The 21,204-nt window shown below is 35.2% G+C and carries 16 protein-coding genes; 8 read left to right on the top strand and 8 right to left on the bottom strand.

Annotated features, from left to right (window positions below; translation table 11 throughout):
- Positions 1-9: 9 nt before the first annotated feature.
- Genes ACB104_RS00525 through ACB104_RS00515 form a run of 3 tightly spaced genes read left to right on the top strand, consistent with a single transcriptional unit; the run spans position 10 to position 5,169 of the window.
- Positions 10-2,445 carry a YfhO family protein gene (locus ACB104_RS00525; RefSeq protein WP_370476251.1) on the top strand — a complete coding sequence of 812 codons (2,436 nt, stop codon included), beginning with the start codon at positions 10-12 and terminating at the stop codon, positions 2,443-2,445.
- Entirely contained in the window at positions 2,435-3,712 is a 1,278-nt protein-coding gene (locus ACB104_RS00520) for a glycosyltransferase family 4 protein (protein WP_370476249.1), read from the top strand. Before ACB104_RS00525 ends, ACB104_RS00520 begins: the two co-directional genes overlap by 11 nt.
- Positions 3,712-5,169, top strand: a complete 1,458-nt coding sequence (locus tag ACB104_RS00515) for a polysaccharide biosynthesis C-terminal domain-containing protein (protein ID WP_370476248.1) — start codon at positions 3,712-3,714, stop codon at positions 5,167-5,169. Before ACB104_RS00520 ends, ACB104_RS00515 begins: the two co-directional genes overlap by 1 nt.
- Before the next feature lie 97 nt (positions 5,170-5,266).
- On the opposite strand, the gene ACB104_RS00510 is transcribed toward ACB104_RS00515, so the two are convergent.
- Both ACB104_RS00510 and ACB104_RS00505 read right to left on the bottom strand, forming a co-directional pair.
- Positions 5,267-6,508: a hypothetical protein gene (locus tag ACB104_RS00510; RefSeq protein WP_370476246.1), complete on the bottom strand. Its 1,242-nt coding sequence runs from the start codon at positions 6,506-6,508 to the stop codon at positions 5,267-5,269.
- 220 nt (positions 6,509-6,728) lie between these two features.
- A complete protein-coding gene (locus ACB104_RS00505) occupies positions 6,729-7,424 on the bottom strand; it encodes a hypothetical protein (protein ID WP_370476245.1) in 696 nt (231 codons plus the stop codon).
- A gap of 163 nt (positions 7,425-7,587) precedes the next feature.
- Between ACB104_RS00505 and ACB104_RS00500 the strand changes: the two genes are divergently transcribed.
- Positions 7,588-8,688: a DUF3667 domain-containing protein gene (locus ACB104_RS00500; RefSeq protein WP_370476243.1), complete on the top strand. Its 1,101-nt coding sequence runs from the start codon at positions 7,588-7,590 to the stop codon at positions 8,686-8,688.
- A 293-nt stretch (positions 8,689-8,981) separates the two neighbouring features.
- On the opposite strand, the gene ACB104_RS00495 is transcribed toward ACB104_RS00500, so the two are convergent.
- Together ACB104_RS00495 and uvrA are read right to left on the bottom strand one after the other, a co-directional pair.
- The gene (locus ACB104_RS00495; RefSeq protein ID WP_370476242.1) at positions 8,982-12,224 is read right to left on the bottom strand and encodes a T9SS type A sorting domain-containing protein; all 3,243 of its coding nucleotides are present in this window, start codon (positions 12,222-12,224) and stop codon (positions 8,982-8,984) included.
- Between the two features lie 294 nt (positions 12,225-12,518).
- On the bottom strand, positions 12,519-15,302 hold the full coding sequence (gene uvrA / locus ACB104_RS00490) for an excinuclease ABC subunit UvrA (protein ID WP_370476240.1): 2,784 nt from the start codon (positions 15,300-15,302) through the stop codon (positions 12,519-12,521).
- A gap of 238 nt (positions 15,303-15,540) precedes the next feature.
- On the opposite strand from uvrA, the gene ACB104_RS00485 reads away from it, so the two are divergent.
- On the top strand, positions 15,541-16,125 hold the full coding sequence (locus ACB104_RS00485; RefSeq protein ID WP_370476238.1) for an RNA polymerase sigma factor: 585 nt from the start codon (positions 15,541-15,543) through the stop codon (positions 16,123-16,125).
- 226 nt (positions 16,126-16,351) lie between these two features.
- On the opposite strand, the gene ACB104_RS00480 is transcribed toward ACB104_RS00485, so the two are convergent.
- Positions 16,352-17,011 carry an endonuclease III domain-containing protein gene (locus tag ACB104_RS00480; RefSeq protein WP_370476236.1) on the bottom strand — a complete coding sequence of 220 codons (660 nt, stop codon included), beginning with the start codon at positions 17,009-17,011 and terminating at the stop codon, positions 16,352-16,354.
- A gap of 35 nt (positions 17,012-17,046) precedes the next feature.
- Here ACB104_RS00480 and bcp point away from each other — a divergent pair, with 35 nt between their 5' ends.
- On the top strand, positions 17,047-17,502 hold the full coding sequence (gene bcp / locus ACB104_RS00475) for a thioredoxin-dependent thiol peroxidase (protein WP_370476235.1): 456 nt from the start codon (positions 17,047-17,049) through the stop codon (positions 17,500-17,502).
- Positions 17,503-17,568: 66 nt separating this feature from the next.
- Here the strand turns inward: bcp and ACB104_RS00470 are convergent, their stop codons facing one another.
- A complete protein-coding gene (locus tag ACB104_RS00470) occupies positions 17,569-19,038 on the bottom strand; it encodes a TonB-dependent receptor (RefSeq protein WP_370476233.1) in 1,470 nt (489 codons plus the stop codon).
- A gap of 94 nt (positions 19,039-19,132) precedes the next feature.
- On the opposite strand from ACB104_RS00470, the gene ACB104_RS00465 reads away from it, so the two are divergent.
- Positions 19,133-19,909, top strand: coding sequence for an MBL fold metallo-hydrolase (locus ACB104_RS00465; protein WP_370476231.1), 777 nt, complete (start codon positions 19,133-19,135; stop codon positions 19,907-19,909).
- Positions 19,906-20,406, top strand: coding sequence for a hydrolase (locus ACB104_RS00460; protein ID WP_370476230.1), 501 nt, complete (start codon positions 19,906-19,908; stop codon positions 20,404-20,406). The genes ACB104_RS00465 and ACB104_RS00460 overlap by 4 nt, the downstream gene beginning before the upstream one ends.
- 3 nt (positions 20,407-20,409) lie before the next feature.
- Here ACB104_RS00460 and ACB104_RS00455 read toward each other — a convergent pair whose 3' ends face one another.
- Positions 20,410-20,778 carry a DNA topoisomerase IV gene (locus tag ACB104_RS00455; RefSeq protein ID WP_370476228.1) on the bottom strand — a complete coding sequence of 123 codons (369 nt, stop codon included), beginning with the start codon at positions 20,776-20,778 and terminating at the stop codon, positions 20,410-20,412.
- Between the two features lie 35 nt (positions 20,779-20,813).
- Positions 20,814-21,191 carry a helix-turn-helix domain-containing protein gene (locus tag ACB104_RS00450; RefSeq protein WP_370476226.1) on the bottom strand — a complete coding sequence of 126 codons (378 nt, stop codon included), beginning with the start codon at positions 21,189-21,191 and terminating at the stop codon, positions 20,814-20,816.
- Positions 21,192-21,204: the final 13 nt, after the last annotated feature.

Raw genomic sequence — 21,204 nt, 5'->3', positions numbered from 1 at the left:
AACCATTTCATGCAATTTTCATTTAAAAGTTTTATTCCTCATATCCTGATTTTATTGGGGTTCGTAGCAATCGCTTTGGCTTATTTTAATCCTGTACTGCAGGGGAAGACTATTTATCAAAACGATATTGTTCAGTTTATCGGGATGAGCAAGCAGCAAAAAGATTTTAAAGCTGAAACTGGAGAAGAAACTTATTGGACAAATAGTGCGTTTGGGGGTATGCCAACCTACCAATTGGGGGCAAAGTATCCGCATAATTATATTAAGCAACTGGATTTAGCATTACGATTTTTGCCAAGGCCTGCCGATTACTTATTTCTTTATTTTTTAGGGTTTTACATACTTTTACTTGTTCTAAAAGTTGACTTTAAATTGGCTGCATTAGGGGCATTGGCTTTTGGTTTTTCAACTTATTTAATTATTATTTTAGGTGTTGGGCATAATAGTAAAGCGCACGCCATTGCTTATATGCCGTTGGTTTTAAGCGGTATTGTTTTGGTTTTCAGGAAAAAATATATTTCGGGGTTTTTATTGACAGCCGTTGCTATGGGGCTTGAGTTGGTTGCCAACCATTTTCAAATGACCTATTATTTAATGTTTTTGGTTATTATTCTAGGTGTAGCATATTTAATTGATGCCGTAAAAAAGAATATGTTGCCACATTATTTCAAATCCATTGGGGTTTTGTTGGCTGCTGTGGTTTTGTCCATTATGCTTAATGCTACCAATATCTTGGCTACACAGGAGTACGTAAAGGAAAGTAAGCGCAGTAAAAGTGAATTGACCATAGATGCTTACGGCTCACCAAAAGAAGCGACATCAGGTTTAAGTAAAGATTATATCACGCAGTTTAGTTATGGTTTTGCCGAAACCTTCAACCTTTTTATTCCTAGATTCATGGGTGGCGGAAATGGGGAAGACATCGGAAAAGACTCGGCCACTTATGATGCGTTTCGTAAACTTGGTGCAACCACAACCCAAGCCACACAAGAAGTAAAACGAGCGCCTATGTATTGGGGTGACCAGCCTATTGTTGAAGCTCCAGCTTATATTGGTGCTGTAGTGCTTTTTCTGTTTGTTTTTGCCTTGTTTTTGGTGAAAGGAAGATTAAAATGGTGGCTTGTTGGAGGTGCAATTTTTTCACTGTTGTTGTCCTATGGAAAGAATTTAGGTTTTTTAACCAACTTTTTTATTGATTATGTGCCACTTTATAATAAGTTTCGTGCAGTTACCTCCATTCAAGTGCTGCTGGAGCTTTGTGTTCCAGTATTAGCAATATTTGGTTTGGTAAGGTTGTTCAATGACTTTGAAAAGAAAGATGAAAAAATCAACGCTTTGAAATACACAACAATTGTAACTGGAGGAATTGCTTTGGTTTTTCTGTTGTTTAAGTCCTCGCTTTTTGATTTTGCCGGTGCTAATGACGGTTTTTATCGCCAGAATTACGGACAGGTTTTTGTTGATGCCTTAAAGTCCGATAGAAAAACATTGTTTACGCAAGACACCATTAGAAGTTTGGTTTTGGTTTTGTTGTCGGCAGGAGCTATTTATTTATTTTTAAAGGACAAACTAAAGGAGAAATGGCTGCTGGTTGCGTTTTCTGTTTTAATACTTTTTGATTTAGTCGGGGTGGATAGACGCTATGTGAACAATGAGGATTTTGTGCCAAGTATTAGAATGAGCAGGCCTTTTGAAGCAACAGAAGTTGATAAGTATATTTTAAAAGATATCTCATATTATCGTGTTTTCGATTTGGTTTCTGGGCCTTCAAAACCTTCTTATTTCCATAATTCCTTAAATGGTTATAATGCTGCCGAATTAAGGCGTTACAGTGAGGTTTTTGATTGGTATATTTCCCAGAACAATCTTAATGTGCTAAATATGCTAAATACCAAGTATATTGTTGCTCAAGACGATAAAGGAAATACATTTCCATATATAAATGACCAAGCCAATGGGAATGCATGGTTTGTTAAACATTTGCAACGAGTAGATTCTGCTGACGAAGAAATTAAGATGCTTGATAGTTTGGACAATAAAAACAAAGCTATATACGCTCCTCATAAGGCCGTCAAGTCTATTGAAAACATTAAAGATAGTTTTGTTTTAGATTCACTTGTTTCAATTGATTTAGTTAAAGTTAAACCAAATTACTTGAAGTATCAGTCAAGTAATAAAAATGATGGGTTTGCCGTGTTTTCCGAAATATATTACCCTAAAGGCTGGAAAACTTATGTTGATGGAAAAGAGGCTGGCCATATTCGTGTTAATTACATTTTGCGCGGTATGCCTGTTCCTGAAGGGAAACATACCATAGAATTTAAATTTGAGCCAGATGTAGTGAAAAAAGGTAGTGCAATATCTCTGGCTGGTTCCATTTTGTTGGGGATTCTGTTGGTTGGGGGCCTGTTATACGAGATTAAGAAGCCTAAAAGTGACGAATAAAGTACTCATAATAGCTTACTATTGGCCACCGGCAGGAGGGCCTGGGGTTCAGCGATGGCTGAAGTTTGTCAAGTATCTGCCAGAGTTTAATATTACGCCTATTGTTTTCGTTCCTAAAAATCCTAATTATCCATTCTTGGATGAAAGTTTGACCTCAGGGGTTTCAAAGGATTTAACCGTTATAAAACACCCCATAAAGGAACCTTATAAATTAGCTGGACTATTTTCTAAAAAAGCTTCAAAAACAATTAGTAAAGGCATAATTTCTGAAGAAAAAAAACAGTCCTTGATTGAAAAATTAATGCTTTTTATCCGTGGTAATTTTTTTATTCCAGATGCCCGGGTGGGATGGGTAAAGCCCTCGATCGAATATCTTTTGAAATATATTCAAGAGGAAAACATAAAAGCCGTAATTACAACTGGACCTCCACACAGTTTGCATTTGATAGGGTTGAAGTTGAAAGAAGCGTCAGGCATAAAGTGGCTGGCTGATTTTCGGGATCCATGGACTACCATAGGCTATCACAAGCAGTTAAAGCTTACCAATTCTTCCAGAAAAAAGCATAAGTCTTTGGAAAGACAGGTTTTAAATGAGGCGGACCAGATTATGGTTACCAGTTTTGTGACAAAAAGTGAATTTCAAAATATAACATCCAAACCCATTGAAGTTATAACAAACGGTTACGATACTGAAAAGCCTGTGGAATTCAAAATGGATTCAAAATTCACGTTGGCACATATTGGGTCGTTATTATCAAAAAGAAATCCTGAAAACTTGTGGAAGGTCTTAAGCGAACTGGTTAGCGAAAACAGTGATTTTAATAACGACCTTCAGCTTAATTTTGTGGGGACAGTAAGTAAAAATGTACTTCAGTCTCTCAAAAACAATAATTTAAGTGATTATGTGAATAATATTGGATATGTGACACACATAGAGGCAATTAAATATCAAAAACAATCACAAGTGTTGTTGCTTTTTGAAATTGATTCTGAAGAAACCAAATGTATTGTTCCTGGTAAGTTATTTGAATATATGGTTTCTAATAGGCCTATAATTGCTATTGGACCAACTGGTTCTGATGTCGAAAAAATCATTAAGGAAACCAACACTGGAAACTACTTTGGCCACAACAATTACGACTCGTTAAAAAGAATTATATTAGAACATTACAAAGCGTATAAAGACAATACGTTGCAATCTCACCCCATCGGCTTGCAAAAGTATCACAGAAAAGCGCTTACACAATCTTTAGTTAAGTTATTATAATGGGCATAGTTGCGTTGCAATCCTTTAAAAATGTTGTCTCAACCTATTTGGGTTTTTTCATTGGCGCAATCAATACCCTGTTTCTTTACACAGAGTTTTTAACGGATGAGTATTATGGCATGGTAGGCTATATGCTTTCCCTTGCTTATGTAATCATGCCCTTAATGGCCTTTGGTATTCACAATACTTTGGTTAAGTTTTATTCCTCTTTTAAAACGCGCATTTCGTTAAATAGTTTTTTGACTTTAATGTTGGTCTTACCAATTTGCATCATAATCCCGTTGGTTATTATAACGCATTTTGGCTATGACATAATTGGGAATTTTCTTTCCCAGCGTAACAGTATTATTAAAGACTATTTGTGGCATACCATTATTGTTGCTATTTCTTTGGCTTATTTTGAAGTGTTTTTTGCTTGGGCGAAGGTTCAAATGCTAACGGTTTTTGGCAATTTTATGAAAGAAGTTTTTCATAGAGTGGGAGCCATGGTTTTGCTCTTTGCCTTGCATTTTGAAATTATTGGCTTAAATCAATTCATGACTGGTTTGATTACAGTTTATGTGATTAGAATGTTGATTATGAACATTTATGCGTTTAGTATAAAACTGCCTGTAATAACTTTTAAGAGGGTGAACAATCTAAGTAAGATTTTAAAGTATTCGTTTTTGATTATTATAGCTGGATCTATTGCCACCGTTTTGATGGACATTGATAAGGTAATGCTTGGGCAATACATTGATATAAAAGAGATTGCTTACTACAATGTGGCTATTTTTATTTCTGCCGTTATCGCTGTTCCACAACGGGCGATGCATCAAATTTTATTGCCATTGTCTGCTAAATATTTAAATGAAAGAGACATTGAGGCTTTAGGTGATTTATACAAAAAAAGCTCAGTGAATTTGTTTGTGGTTGGAGGATTCATTTTTCTATTGATTATCCTGAACATCAATCAGCTTTATGAGATTATACCAAAGGAGTTTAGTGGCGGGCTATTTGTGGTTTTTGTTATTAGTATTTCAAAACTTTACGATGCACTTTTGGGAAGCAATAATGCTATTTTGTTCAATAGTGATTATTATAGAATGGTATTGGTTTTGGGAGTTGTATTGGTGGTTTTAATGGTGCTGCTCAATATTGCCTTTATACCTCTTTATGGCATAAATGGGGCAGCTATAGCAACATTTTTAGCGGTTTTTGTTTATAATTCGATAAAATTATTTTTTGTCTACAGGAAATTTAAAATTTTCCCTTTCACAAAATCTACCTTAAAAATTGGGATATTGATTGTGTCGAGCTCACTTTTGTTCTATTTCTGGGATTTTCCGTTTCATCCCATTGTAAACATTTTAATGAAATCTATCTTGATTGCCATCGTTTATGTTTTTATAGTTTTGAAATTTGATTTTTCTGAAGATATTTCAACGTTGATAAAAAGATATTTGAAATTGAATTAGTGCACGATTAAGCTAATTTTCTAAAGACAGAAAACCCCACGATGTTGCTTTGAGGCAAACATATCGCAGGGCTTTCCAAACTAACCAACCAAAATTATTACGATCTTCTTCTCATTGTCGATGATCTTGTATCATTTCTAGAGCTATTTTGTGTTGCTCTTATATTTCTGTTTTGTGTAGACCTGGTAACGGAGTTTTGCTGATTTGTTCTTGGCTGGCTCACGGTACGCTGGGCTACTTGTCTATTATTGCTATTACTATATGTACGAGTATTTTCTCGATTTGGTTTTTTTACAGAAGTACTAGTTTTAGTTCGAGAAATAGTTCCTGAACTTACATTGTTGTTTCTCTGTACTGTTCTATTAACGGTTTCTCTTGTTCTTTTCGTATTATTTATTTGAGAATTATTTCCATTGGGCGTTCTTGTAATTGTACTTTCACGTCTTTTAACTTCTCTGTTCACGCTAGGTACATTGTTACGTGTACTTTGGTTTGTGCTATTGTTTCTTGAAATTGCTTCTCTGTTTACGGTTCTTGTATTCGAATTTCTATTTACAGTATTATCATATCGTCTTGTACCACTGTTTTTTGCCACATATTGTCTAGAATCAGCAGTTCTATTAACTGTAGTAACATTTCGTCGGCTTCTATTTACAGTTGCATAACTACTGTTTCTAGCGATGGTGCTACCGCGTCTAGTCGCTACAGATGTTCTTGGTCTGTAGTTATTATAAAAAGGTCTGGTATAAACATAGCGCACAGGGTTGTAATATTGTCTGTAAGGCCTGTTGTAAACTACGCAATAATCGTAAGCTGGAACTACATAATAACGGTGCCATGGTCTGTATACATAAGCCCTGTTAAATACATTAATGTAACCTGTACAGTGAGAAAACACATTATACCTATTATAGTGTACGTATAAGCCACCTACACGATTTATATAGCCAAAATTGTTATAGTAAATGTTAACGTTTCCAATTTGATTTACACGACCATAATAATCATAATAAATAGGGGTGTTTTCTATTTGAATTACAGCACCAAATTCATCGTATTGTACATACGTATTATAATCGTATCCAGAATTAAAACTGATATTTACATTAGGTGAACCAATTGAAACATTGAAACGTGAATTTCCACGAAGTATGTTAAAATCAAATTGTCCATCACGGAATACCGAAAATTCTATACCATCTTCAATAAATATGAAAGAGCTACCATAACCTCTGTTGTAAATACTTGTTTCAAAATGTTCTGTATTTGTGGTCGGGGCTGCATTAACAGTGAATCCACTTAGGATTAAACCTGCTAATATTAAAATAAACTTTTTCATGATTTGATGTTTTAAATATGATACCCTTACATAATTACAAACAGCGTGCCAAAAAAACACATGCAGAGTTAAACACGTGTAAATCAATATTTTATTTTTTTTAAAGAAGACTAAATGATTTTATATAAAATCATTTCAATCTTAAATTGCAAACAATAAAAACTCGGAGTAATTTAAACTCCGAGTTTTTCGTTTTTAACTAATAACTAATTTCAAGAAATTATCTTTTGTTCTTCTTTTGCTTTTTTACTTTGCCATTTTGTTTGTAGTAATAATAACCTTCGTCGTAAGCATCATGCTCATCATGGTGATAGCCACTATTTCCATGTTCATGACTAACTATACAAGAATGGTCACCACAAAAATTACAATAGCTGTCATATCTGTTCACTTTCCCGTAGGTACTTACAATTTCACCCCAACGGTTGTAATTAACATGTAATCCACCCACCTGTGTTAGAGTTGCATTTCTTCCTCTACCATAGTTAATGAATACTGAACCAACACGAGTTATTTTGCCATATCTATCATAATTTAAATACACATGACCAATACGTCTAATTTTTCCGTTCCTATCTCTTGATATGGAAACGCCTCTAGTGTCAAAATCAGAACTATATTGAACGTTTACTTTTGGGCCGTGATAAGATGCATTGATGCCACCTCTCCTTGAATTGCTGTTCCTGAAATAGGTGTCATCATAATACCCATTATTGATATGTGTGTTAAAATCAAAACTTCCATCTGGAAAAATGAGGAATTCAATGCCCCGTTCCAAAAACATAATAGGCTCTGCATAACGGTAATTTTTATTGATATCTATTTTTGTTTTTGGTTTTTCGGTGGTTGTCTCTGTTGCTGATGCAGACGTTAGTCCTATTAACAAACCTGCACATACTAGTAATACTCTTTTCATAATCATAGGATTTTAATTAGCCTACTCTTTAGCTTTTCGGCTTCCGCTATTGTTTTATGGTTTTCAATTTGCGTGCCAAATTTATAATCACTTTATTTCCAGAGCTTTAAAATTTATGCTTGTTAAAATTCTTTTTATATTTTTATGTAAACCAATCATTTTAATGAAAAACCAATTGCAAACTTGTAAAAATTGTGAAGAACAATTTCAGGTCGGTTTTAAGTTTTGTCCGTATTGTGGGCAACAGGCAAAGGATGAACTAACGGTAAAAGTTTTGTTTTATAATACCATAAGTAACTATTTTTCGTTTGATGCCCGTTTTTTCAAAAGTTTTTTGCCCTTACTTTTAAAGCCTGGATTCTTGGCAAGAAAATTTATAGCTGGTAAACGCTTACTTTATTTGCATCCTGCCCAAATGTATTTGTTTATAACCGTTGTGTTTTTCTTTCTTTTTTCGTTTGTTCAGCGTCAACAAATAGAAAGTATAGATGATAGTTTGGCCAAAACATTAAAACATGAAAAAAACAAAGATGGTTTAACGCTACAACATGTCTTGGATTCTCCCGCGAGTGTTGATGGAACAAAGGAAAATTTAACGGATTCAGTTGATAGGGCTGTTATGGGAGATGTTTTGAAAAAGAACAAAGCTTTAACGGGCATGTCTGAAAAGCAAATAGATTCCTTGGTAAAAACCGGACATTTAAGTGCGAGTGATACCTTAAACTTTGATTTAGGCACCAAAGCAATTGATTCCCTAATAGCCATAGGGGCGCCAGATGAAGAAATTTATAAGCAGATGGGGTTGGAAGAAGGTGATGGAGCATTTAAAAGAAGGTTATATGCCCAAGGCTTGAAGTTTTATAAATCTAGAAAGGGTGGAAGCATTTTGCAAGCATTTTATGATACCATTCCGATTGCCATGTTTTTTTTGTTACCCATTTTCGCCTTCATTTTAAAACTGTTCTACAGAAAACATGGTTTGTACGCGCATCACTTGGTATTCAGTTTCTATTATTTTGCCTTTCTTTTTACGGTATTTAGTGTTATCCTGATTGTTAACTTTATTTATGATTTTCCAGGCTGGCTGGATTTTGTAGTGATGCTGTCAACCTTCTTTTATTTGTTGTTGGGGTTGAAGCATTTTTATGAACAAGGCTGGTTTAAAACAATTGTTAAAACCAGTTTAACTACATTTTTGTTTTTGTCCGTGGTCGCACCCATAACGGTTATAATTCTTGGGGTTTTCGCTTTTTTGTTTTATTAATTTAGTCAAGAGATTTTATCATTTTACAACCGGAATAAAGTCCTTTAATTTAGGTGCTGATGCTGGAGCTAAATATGATATTACTGATAACATCGTCATTTCTTCCAGATATAATTTAGGTTTATCAAATTTATTGGAAAATGCACCAAGCGGAACCTCCGTTAAGTTAAATAACATACAGGTCGCGCTGGGTTATAAGTTTTAAATAAGTATTTATCATATACTGATAATAAAAAAGGGATGCTATTAGCATCCCTTTTTTGGTCATAAAATTTCGAATTGTTTTTCAATAATTATTTAACCAATAATTTAACAGCTTTTGCACCTTCAAAAGTTTTAACTGTAGCAATCCAAAGACCTGTGTTAAAGTTAAAATCTACATCTGTGTTAGTTTTAAATGATTTAACTAATGCTCCAGAGATGCTGTAAATGTTAATTTCTGTTGAAGATTTTACATCTGAAACATAAATTCTGTTTCCAATGGCTCTAACGTTAGAAGAAACGTTGGAAACTTCACCAGCTTTATCAATACTTAAAGTGAAATCTGGGTTAGCTACTAATGTGTCCGGAATTTCTGGAATTCCCCAAGTAAGCATATAAGCGGCATTTCTCCAAATAGTTAAAGCTTCAGGACTAATATTCGCACCGTCTCCCATAATCATAGCACCATAGCTGAACGATAAAGCAACAGCGTTAACTTGTAGTACATCATTGGTATCTTCACCTAATTGAATTCCAGAAGGAAGGTAATTAATCACAAAAGCTTTTGCTGTATCTGTAACTTCCGGAACCGTTGCTACAGTAGCTGCAGCTGGACTGGAAATCTCAAGATTATTTAATATATCAATAGCTTTGTTCCCTCCAGTGCTTCCGTCATCATTAGCCGTAGCTTCTGCGAAAATTCTAATATCATCACCTCCGGAAAAATCAATTCCTTTGAATAGTGGGTGGGCAGTATTGGTTGCGGTAACGGATACATTTTGCGTTGGAAAAACAGTGGCATCAGCATCGGTAACTGCTCTACCGTCTCTAAACGCCCACGTTTTATTGTAGATAATTGGCACAGTAACATCTCTTACTCCAAGTATTCCTCCTGGCTTAAACATTGCAGCACCAGAACTAATGTTTTCTTGGGCAATGATTAAATCAAATCCAGAAAGCGCAGGAAGAGTACTGCCATCTTGCGGAGTCTCAACATAAGTGACAGCAAATTTATCATCAGCCATTAACATTCTAATAACTGGATCATCACCAGGAGCAGAAGCACCTGCACCTTGACCAACACCAGTTTGGTTTACATAAAGCACGTTTTTTGGAAGGTAATAATCAGGGTTTTCAACTAAAGTAGTTGGTACAGTAAGTCCAGAAAGCATATAAACGGCATTTCTCCAAATAGTTAAGGCTTCTGGGCTAATATTGGCACCGTCTCCTCTTACCTGAGCACCATAGCCAAATGCGAACGCAACAATATCTACAGACGCTTGATCAGCTGCATTTTCGCCTAATTGCGTGTTTGCAGGAATATGGTTTATTACTATCGAAGAAGCTGGGTCCGTAACCTCAGGAGTAGTAGCTAAAGTTCCTCCTGCAGCATTTGAAATATCTAGGTTATTAAGAACTTTAAGCCCTGTTGTTCCAGCAGTTCCGTTATCTGCAGCACCGCTCTTAAATAATCTGACATCATTTCCACCAGAAAAATCTATCCCGCTAAATAAAGGGTTACTTTGGTTTGCAGGGTCTACCGTTACTGATATACTAGTTTTGGTGCCTGCAATACCGGCATCTGCATCTGTAATTGCCCTTCCGTTTCTAAAAGCTTCCGATTTACAGTAAATTACTGGTACGGTAATGCTTTTTAGTGCAAGAGGTCCTATGTCAGGTTTCATAGCGTTGCTGCCTGAGGACACACTTTCCTGAATAATGATAAGATTGAATGGACTAAGGTCTGAAGGAGAAATCGCTCCAACACCATCTATGGTTCCTGCGGTAACCTCAAAATTTTCATCGGCATTAAGCATTCTTGTAATGGCATCATTGCCAGGTACTGAAGCTTCACCACCTTCGTCAGTAGTATTCGCGTTATTTAAGTAAAGAATCTTTACAGGTTTCTTACGTAAAATTTGGTAAGTTACTTCCATATATGGCAAGTAGATATCGGAACCTAGATTGACATCAGATGCCAAAAATTCTAAATTTTGTGAATTACCAACTGTGGAAAAGAACTCTATAGTAACGAATTCATTCAAATCTTGTCCAGAAGTAGCGGTGGCATCAAGAATTTCTGCATAAGTACCGCCAGTTTGAGTGTTTCCGTTCACTTTTATCCAAGACTTATTGTTATTATTTGGCATCTTGAAATCAAAGTCTAAACTTGAATATTCAGATAAAGGAACTTTAACAACAGCAGTGCCCAATGGTTTTAATAGTACTCTTGAACCATTTTTCATGTCAAGACCATATTGTGCACTATGGAAGTTGTCATTTGGAGCATGTCTGTAATCCAATCTGCCATCAGCACTTTTTAATCTATCGGTTTGAGGAGCAGCAAGTGCTTCAGGTGAACCCTGGATAACATAACCATTAGAAGGATTTGGAATTATTGACCCATCTCTAAAATCGTAAACCGTTGTTTCTTCTATAATTTCATAATTATCATAATCTGGATTTACATACAATGTAGTTGGAACAGTTTGTCCAGTTAGCATGTAAGCAGCATTTCTCCAAACGGTTAACAATTCTGAAGTTACATTACCGCCATCCATTTTTCTAATTGTACCAAAATTAAAAGGGAACGCTATAGCGTCTTGCGCAAAAATACCATCAGGAGTAGTTCCTACTTGGGTTCCTGAAGGGAAGTAGTTAATCCCAACAGATGTTGCATTATCTGTAAGATGTGGTACAGAAGCCAACAGCGTTGTAGCAGATGATATTTCAAGATTTTCAACAACATCAAAAGCATAAGGGCCTACATTACCTTTATCATCTGAAGTAGTTCTTAAGAATTCAACACTACCACCAGATACATCAATACCACTAAATATCGGGCTTGCACCATCTACAACGGTCATAGATAGCTCTTGAGTTCTTATAACAGCAGATGAAGAAGTAACCAATGCTCCCGAACTACCCCTAAAGGCATAGGACTTACCATAGATAACAGGAGCTGTTATTGCATCAGGGTGTAATGGGTTGCCTAATTTAAAAACAGCATTGGAAGAGGCCAAACTTTCTGAAGCTATTATCAAATCGAAACCAGTTAAACTAACTGGGCTGGATACAGCATTGCTTCCAGCCGCTTGAGTTCCCATTTCGGTAACCGTAAAATCAGCGTTGGCTATTTTAACCCAAGAAACAGTAAAATTGGCATCAGCTTCCAACATTCTGGTTATTGGATCATTACCTGGTAACGAACTGCCATTGCCTTCGTCATTAGTACCGTCTTGCATAATATACAAGACATTTTGTTGTGCCATCACATGACTTGAAGTCAATGCAAATAGGAACGTAAACAATAATAATGTAATTTGTTTTTTCATAATTTAGTTTATGTTATAGTTAATGATTTTGGCATAAACAGCACTCCTGTTTATGCCTAAGCAATGCTAATATTTAAAATTTAATAATAATTCAGTGGTATTTTTGAACGCTGAACGATTTTATAAGTGGTTTTTTGTGAAATCGATTACGCAAAATTAATTGAAAAAAAATAAATGTAGGAAAAAAACTAACGACTAAATGTTTTGAAATGTAGTTAAAAAGGCATTAGATTAGCTAAAATTAAATTAAATGAAGATTTTTCGTTCAAAAAAAAAAAGACGCTTAAAGGGAAATTAAATTTTATTTTTCAAAAATTTTCCTGTCTCAGAATCTTTAAAGGTTACAATTTCTTCAGGAGTGCCAAAAGCAACTAAATTTCCGCCGTTTTCACCACCTGTTGGACCTAAATCAATAACGTGGTCAGCACATTTAATTAAATCGATGTTGTGCTCTACAACTATTATGGAATGACCATTTTTTATAAGTGCATCAAATGATTTTAGAAGTTTTTTAATATCATGGAAATGAAGCCCCGTAGTTGGCTCATCAAAAATGAAGAGTGCTTTTTCTTTGCTTGAACCTTTGCCCAAAAAAGAAGCCAACTTAATTCTTTGGGCTTCACCACCAGAAAGGGTAGAGGAGCTTTGACCCAAAGTAACATAACCTAAACCAACATCTTGTAAAGGTTGTAATTTGTTCTTTATTTTAGACTGCTTATTTTCTCCAAAAAAGGCTATAGCATCATCAATGGTTAAGTTTAAAATATCATCAATGTTTTTGCCTGCAAATTCAACCTCAAGAACTTCTTTTTTAAAGCGTTTGCCTTTACAGGTTTCACACTCTAAATGTACATCGGCCATAAACTGCATTTCAATGGTTACTTCGCCTTCACCTTTACAAGTTTCGCAGCGTCCACCATCCACATTAAATGAAAAATGCTTTGCCTGATAATTTCTTATTAAACTCAACTTTTGTTTGGAAAACAGGTTTCGGATATCATCGTATGCCTTTATGTAAGTAACAGGGTTGGAGCGTGAAGACCTTCCAATAGGATTTTGATCAACAAATTCAATATGCTTAATGTTACTGAAATCTCCCTCTAAAGAAGAAAACTGCCCAGGCTTGTCGCTAAAATCGGTTAGTTTTTTTTGTAGCGCAGGGTAAAGAATTTTTTTAACCAAGGTGCTTTTTCCACTACCTGAAACTCCCGTAACAACGGTTAGCATTCCTAAAGGAAAAATAACATTAATATTTTTAAGGTTATTTTCTCTGGCTCCAATGATGTCAATATGGTATTTTGAGGTTCTTCTAGTTTTTGGCACTTCAATTTTTAAATCTTCATTTAAATATTGTGCCGTTAAAGATTTTGATTTTAGAATCTCCTGAAAAGTACCCTTCGCCACCACTTGTCCGCCTAGGGTTCCAGCTTCGGGACCAATATCTATTATGATATCGGCGGCTCTCATAATGTCTTCATCGTGTTCTACCACAATTACTGTGTTTCCTAAATCGCGCAAAGATTTTAATACTGAAATCAAGCGTTCGGTATCTTTTGGGTGAAGGCCAATACTAGGTTCGTCCAATATATACATAGACCCAACCAGACTGCTCCCCAATGAGGTTGCCAAATTAATACGCTGGCTTTCACCTCCCGATAGGGTGTTCGATTTTCGGTTTAAGGTTAAATAATCTAACCCTACATTGGCTAAAAATGAAAGCCTGTTATTGATTTCTTTTAGTAATCTGCTTGCAATTTGGGTGTCGTAATCATTTATCTCAAGTTGATTAAAAAAATTGACCAATTTGTTCAGAGGCATTTCAACTAAATCTGTAATTGTTGCTCCACCAATTTTCACATAGTTTGCTTCAACCCTTAGTCTTTTTCCGTTACAGGTTTTACATTTAGTTTTTCCACGATAACGCGAAAGCATCACGCGGTTTTGGATTTTATAGGCTTTTGATTCCAATTCGGCAAAAAAGGAATTCAACCCCTCAAAATATTTGTTGCCTTCCCAAATCAATTGTTTTTGTGCCTCGCTCAACTCAAAATAGGGTTTATGGATAGGAAAATCGAATTTATGTGAATTATTCACCAATTGGTCTTTATACCAACTCATACTTTCGCCTCGCCAAGGAAAAATGGCGCTTTCATAAATAGAAAGTCCTGTGTTTGGAATCACTAAATCCTCATCAATGCCAATAATATCGCCATAACCTTCACATTTTGGACAAGCACCGTAGGGATTGTTAAAACTGAACAAATGAACGTTTGGCTCTAGAAAATTGATGCCATCCAACTCAAACTTATTGCTAAAATGACGTTGCTTGTCATCTGATAATTGTTCAATAATGCATTCGCCTTTACCTTCAAAGAAGGCTGTTTGAATGGCGTCTGCCAATCGGTTATAAAAATCTTCATCGTGCTGCACAATTACCCTATCAACAACCAATTTAATTTCATCTTTGTTGGAAACGGATTCGGCTTCGTCAATCCTTAAAACCTCATTATTGATTTTTATTCTGGCATAGCCTTGCTGTTGCAGCGTTTTAAGTTTGTCTTCCATGGTCCGCCCTTCTTCCAAATGAATGGGAGAAAGGAGTAGAAGCTTTTCTCTCTCTGGAAAAGACTTTAGGTAATTTAAAACATCGGTGACGGTGTCCTTCTTCACCTCATTTCCAGAGATGGGAGAATATGTTTTGCCAATTCTAGCGAATAGCAGTTTTAAATAATCATATATTTCTGTAGTAGTGCCGACTGTTGAACGCGGGTTAGTGGAATTTACTTTTTGTTCAATGGCAATAGCTGGCGCTATACCTTTAATATAGTCTACTTTTGGTTTGTTTAACCGACCAAGAAACTGGCGTGCATAACTTGAAAGGCTCTCAACATAGCGTCTTTGTCCTTCTGCATAAAGCGTATCGAAAGCTAAACTTGATTTTCCCGAACCCGATAAACCAGTGATAACCACTAGTTTATTTCGTGGTATAACAACATCAATATTTTTTAAATTGTGCAAGTTGGCACCCTTTATAATGATGTTTTCTTTTGGATTTACTTCAGAAATACTGGGATTCATAGACGTTTTCGGGAATAATTTTGCAAAGATATAATAACTAATTGAGCCTGAAAAATGCATTATTCCTTAAAGGTATGTTAAAAAAAACTGTTAATTTTTGCTTTTTAGGAACGATTCTTGTTATCTTTGATTTTGTAATAGCAATTAAATCAACGCACGCCTATAGCATATTTTTACTTTTAAACATTTAACCCCAAGCAAAGGAGCCCTTATCTTCTATGCGCTAAAAGTAAAATTTATGCAACACGAACTTATTACAGATGCTGCTCTAGTTAGTCATTACATTAAAGGTAATGAATCAGCCCTTGAGACACTTATTGTTAGGCACAAACAGAAAATTTACAGTTTTATTTATTCCAAGGTATACGATAAAGATGTTGCCGAAGATATTTTTCAGGATACGTTTATAAAAGTTATCCGTACCCTTAAACGAGGCAACTACAACGAAGAAGGCAAGTTTTTGCCATGGGTTATGCGCATATCACACAATTTGGTCATTGATTATTTTAGAAAGAACAATAGGATGCCAAAATTTGACAATACAGGAGAGTTCAGTATTTTTTCCGTTTTAAGCGATTCTAGTTTGAATGCCGAAAAATCAATCATCAAAGAACAGGTTGAAAACGATGTGAGAAGACTGGTTGATGAGCTTCCTGAAGACCAAAAAGAAGTGTTGTTAATGCGCATTTACAACGATATGAGCTTTAAGGAAATATCAGATAAAACAGGGGTTAGTATCAATACAGCCTTGGGAAGAATGCGTTATGCCCTGATTAATTTGCGAAAGATTATTGATAAACATAATATTGTTTTAACCAATTGATACAATAAAATAAATTTTGTTGCGTTATTGATTTGAATTAACCCTTAAATTGATAAAATGGCAAAAATTTACTCTGAGAAAAATTCTAAATTAGAAAAACTCGAACCGAAGGAAGAAACGGTTAAATTTCTTCTAAATTATTCAAAGGCTTTAAGTGTTATAAGTTGTAATAAATTGAAGTTTGAAGCACTTCTAAATTAAGTTGAGGAAAGTCCTGGTTCACGAATCAGGACTTTTTTGTTTTGTAATATTCTTCAATTACCGATTTTCGTCCAATTTTTTTTGTAATCACATCTTTTTCCAAATTCCAACCACGTGCGGGCGAGTATTCTCTGCCATACCATATGATTTGAAGGTGTAAATCGTTCCATAATTCTTTTGGGAATAGCCTTTTGGCGTCTTTTTCTGTTTGAACTACGTTTTTGCCGTTGCTTAAATTCCATCGGTACATCAATCTGTGAATATGCGTATCTACTGGAAATGCAGGAACATCAAATGCTTGGGACATAACTACGCTGGCCGTTTTATGCCCAACTGCTGGTAAAGCCTCCAAAGCCTCAAAACTTTTTGGAACTTCTCCGTTATGTTTTTCAATGAGTATTTTGGACAGTCCATAAATACCTTTGCTTTTCATTGGGGATAAACCCACAGGTTTTATGATATCTCTAATTTCTTCCACGGAAAGTTTTACCATATCATAAGGGTTGTCTGCCTTTTCAAATAGAAGCGGTGTAATTTGGTTTACACGTACATCTGTGCTTTGTGCTGACATGAGTACAGCAATCAAAAGGGTATAAGGGTCTTTGTGGTCTAAAGGAATTGGGATTTCAGGGTAAAGATTATTTAAGGTATTTATAACAAATTCAACCCGCTCTGTTTTGGTCATAAATTGTATTTTTGTTAAAAATCAAAGTTAAGACTATGAACACATTAAAACAAGGTGATAAGGCACCTAATTTTGAAGCCTTTGACGAGCAAGGAAACACTGTTAAATTATCAGACTTTATAGGGCAAAAATTAGTGGTGTTTTTTTATCCAAAGGCCAATACCCCCACGTGTACAGTTGAAGCATGTAATTTAAGCGATAATTATAAATCTTTAACCGATGCTGGTTATGCTATTTTGGGTGTAAGCGCAGATAATCAAAAAAAGCAAAGTAATTTCAAAAAGAAATTCAATTTTCCTTATCCTTTATTAGCTGATGTTGATAGGGAAGTCATTGAGGCTTTTGGCGTCTGGGGTGAGAAAAAATTTATGGGTAGAACTTATGATGGTATCCACAGGATTACTTTTGTAATTGACGAAAATGGCATTATTTCAAAGGTTATTGATAATGTAAAGGCTAAAGAGCACGCAGACCAAATTCTTACTGATTAAATCAATATCAATTTATGAATAAACAAAAAAGAGACTGCTTTCAGTCTCTTTTTTGTTTATTGCCAATTAACGTACTTTCCTCTTTCTGCTTAGGGTTAACGGTTTTCTGGTATAGCCGAATAATCTGTAATCCTTTATGAGCTCTGCTGTTCCATCGGGAACCATATCTTCCCAGCCTGTTTCACCTTCGGAAATCATGCGCAAGATTTCACGTGAAAAAATATTCATGATTTTTTCATCGTAGTCTTTAATATCAACAACCTTACCGTTGTATTTAAAGAATTTGTATAATTCCTTCATTCTCGGGTAAACTTTCAGGTTTTCACTGGTAATCAATTCTCCAGTTTTTTCATCAAGCATTGGGTAGAGGTAAACCTTTAAATCTTTGAAGAAAAGCTTTCCAAAGGCTTCCAAAATACCACCGCTTATGTGGCGATAGTATTTTTCATCAAAAATTTCAATTAAATTACTCACGCCCATGGCCAATCCCATTCTGGCTTTAGTGTAATTTGAAAAATATTCAACCACTTTAAAATATTCCTGGAAATTGGAAATCATTACCGAATGCCCGAGTGAGCATAATAAATCTGCTCTATCAATAAAATCCTGTTCATCAATTTCACCTTCGGCCCTTAAGTTTGACAAAGTGATTTCAAAAACCACAACAGTTTTGTCCTTGTCAACTTTATTTTCTTTAATAAACATGTTATATGATTTCTCATACATGGCCATATTTACTTTGGTAACAGGCCGGAAACTACCTCGAAGCGCCAATATGTTTTTCTTGTAAAATACTTTTGCGGGTAAAACATTTGTTCCGTCCGGACCAAACATTACCGCATCGGTCATACCATTTTTAACCAACTGTAAGCTCATTAGTCGGTTATCCACGTTTTTAAAAACGGGTCCATCAAAATTTATCGTGTCTATTTCCAGTTGGTCTTTATCCAAATGGTCATACAAATAGCGTAGTAGTTTTTTTGGCTGGTTGTATTTATAAAAGGCCCCGTAAATTAAATTGGTGCCCAATATTCCCAATGTTTCCTGTTGCAATCTAGCATCGGTTTCTTTAAAACGCAGATGCAAAATAATCTCGTTATAATCGGCACCAGCTTCAACTTGGTACCTAATGCCAACCCATCCATGCCCTTTAAACTGTTTTGCAAAATCAATAGTGGCTACCGTATTGGCATAAGTAAAAAATATTTTATTAGGGTTTTTTTCACGGGTTAACCTGTTTTCGATTAGATTCATTTCGTGAGCCAACATTTTTTTTAAACGGGGTTGGGTCACATAACGCCCATCGTCCTCAACACCATAAATAGCATCACTAAAATCTTTATCGTAAGCTGACATTGCCTTTGCAATGGTTCCAGAAGCGCCACCAGCTCTAAAAAAATGCCTACATGTTTCTTGCCCCGCGCCAATTTCAGCAAATGTTCCGTAAATATTTTCGTTTAAGTTTATGCGAAGTGCTTTCGATTTTAATGAAGGAATATCATCAAATTCTTTATCTCCTTTAATAGTAATCTCCATACTTGTCAGGTTAAATTCTATATATGAGTAAAGATATTAAATTACTATCTGAAACGGAAAAATAACCTTATTTTTGACTAAAAATTACGATATTTTGAAAATTACCTTTCTTGGAACGGGTACTTCGCAAGGAATCCCTATTATTGGGAGCAATCATCCAGTTTGCCTAAGTAAAAATCCAAAGGATAAGCGCCTAAGGGTTTCTATTTTGGTGGAATGGAGTGATAATACTTTTGTAATTGATTGTGGTCCAGATTTCAGGTATCAAATGCTGCGGGCCAATTGCAAAAGAATTGATGGTATTTTGTTTACGCACGAACATTCTGATCATGTTTTAGGATTGGATGATATTAGGCCGTTTTATTTTAGGCAGGGAGATGTGCCAATCTATGCCCATAAGCGTGTTTTAAAAGAAATTAAAAAGCGCTTCAGTTATTTTTTTGTTACAGAAAACAAGTATCCGGGGGCGCCAGCGGTAATGGAGAATAGAATTAAAAACAAGCCGTTTTTGTTAAATGGGTTGACTGTTGTGCCTATAAAAGGTAAACATGCAGAATTAAGTGTTTTTGGTTTCCGTTTTAAGGATTTTGCCTATTTAACCGATATGAAAATCGTTAAAGACAAAGAAGTTGAAAAGCTAAAAGGTGTTAAGGTTCTTGTGGTTAATGCACTGAGGATTACTCCACATAGGTCTCATTTTAATTTAGAGGAAGCGCTTCAGTTTATTGAAAGAGTTAACCCGGAAAAGGCCTATTTAACGCACATTAGCCATTTACTGGGCTTTCATGATGAAGTTCAGGAACTATTGCCTGATAATGTGTTTTTGGCCTATGACGAATTGCAAATTACCGTTTTAAATAAAAGATTATGAAACAGAAAATTTTCATGTATTTGTTTGTGTTTTCTATACTGCTCGTGTTGTTTCAGTATATGAATACAAAGCGGGTTTTTGAAGATGTAAATTCCAAACTAGAAAAATATAAAGCCCTTTCCCAGAAGTATAAAGATTCCATTGCTGTTTTGGAAAATGATATCTTGGAGCTTTCTCATTTTAATCTTTATCGAAACGAAGATGCCATAAGTTATTTTGAAAGAGATGGTTATAATGTTGATGAACTCATACCGTTCATTAAAGACGAGCTTTACAAATTAAACGAGGTAAAAGGCGATCACCCAATAGTGCCGTATGCTGCGAGTGAGGGCAGAAAGATGATGATAAACACGGTAAAGATGTTAAATCACAAATGGATTATTGCTGATTTTTCAGATGGGCAATATTGGGGCGAAATCTTTTTAACTTACCAAATAACGCAAAACAGAGAGTTGAAATTCAATTTGGTTGAGGCTTTCCTTTATCCTTTCGATTAACTGTTATTTTGCCTTATAGGCTACACCCTTTTGTTTTTTGGTTTCGCCAATATACGAATACTCAAAAGTGTATGAGGAATCGGTTGTGGTTAATATTTTAAGATGGATGTCCTTTTGTTCAGCCATGTTTTTTGGGTTGATTGTTTTGAAAATAACTTCGCAATCGTTTATCCATCTTAGTTGTGACGAGTCTATTTTGCCATTGTAACTTTCAACTTGAAGAGTTTCGCTTCTTTCGAATTCCGATTTGTATAGAATGTCATCAATAATGACTTCGCTGTAAAATGTTCCCGTTTTAAAGTCTTTGCAATTCCTTTGAGATTCGTAGCAATTAAACAGTAAAAGGAATAGAGCTAGGTATAGAAAGCGCATAAAATTAGTTTCAGCAAAAATACAAAACAGAACAGTTAATTCTGGAAATTTTTGAAACTTCCGTCCGAATAAAAAATGACAATACGCTCAATCGTTTTATCAGCCAAATTTTCGATTTTAAATTGATTACTTGTTGTTTTTTCCTCGACGGGCGTTTTTACTTCTTCTACAATTTTATTTTTTTCTTCAGAGGGGAAATTTCCTTTTCCATTAAACAACCAATACAAATCAATTTCCGGAAAGGAGGAAAGTACTTTTAAAATAAAATCCAAACTCGGTTTATTTCTTCCAGACAATATGTGTGAAATGCTGGAGCGTTGCACGCCAATTTTTTCGGCAAACGATGAAGCAGACTCTCCGTAATAGTCCATCACTTTTCGCATCCTTTTAATGAAATCCTCAGTGTTTATCATTGTAAATATATGT

This window comes from Tamlana flava, assembly GCF_041287255.1.
Taxonomy (GTDB): Bacteria; Bacteroidota; Bacteroidia; order Flavobacteriales; family Flavobacteriaceae; genus Tamlana; species Tamlana flava.
This window is presented reverse-complemented; position numbering and strand designations above follow the sequence as displayed.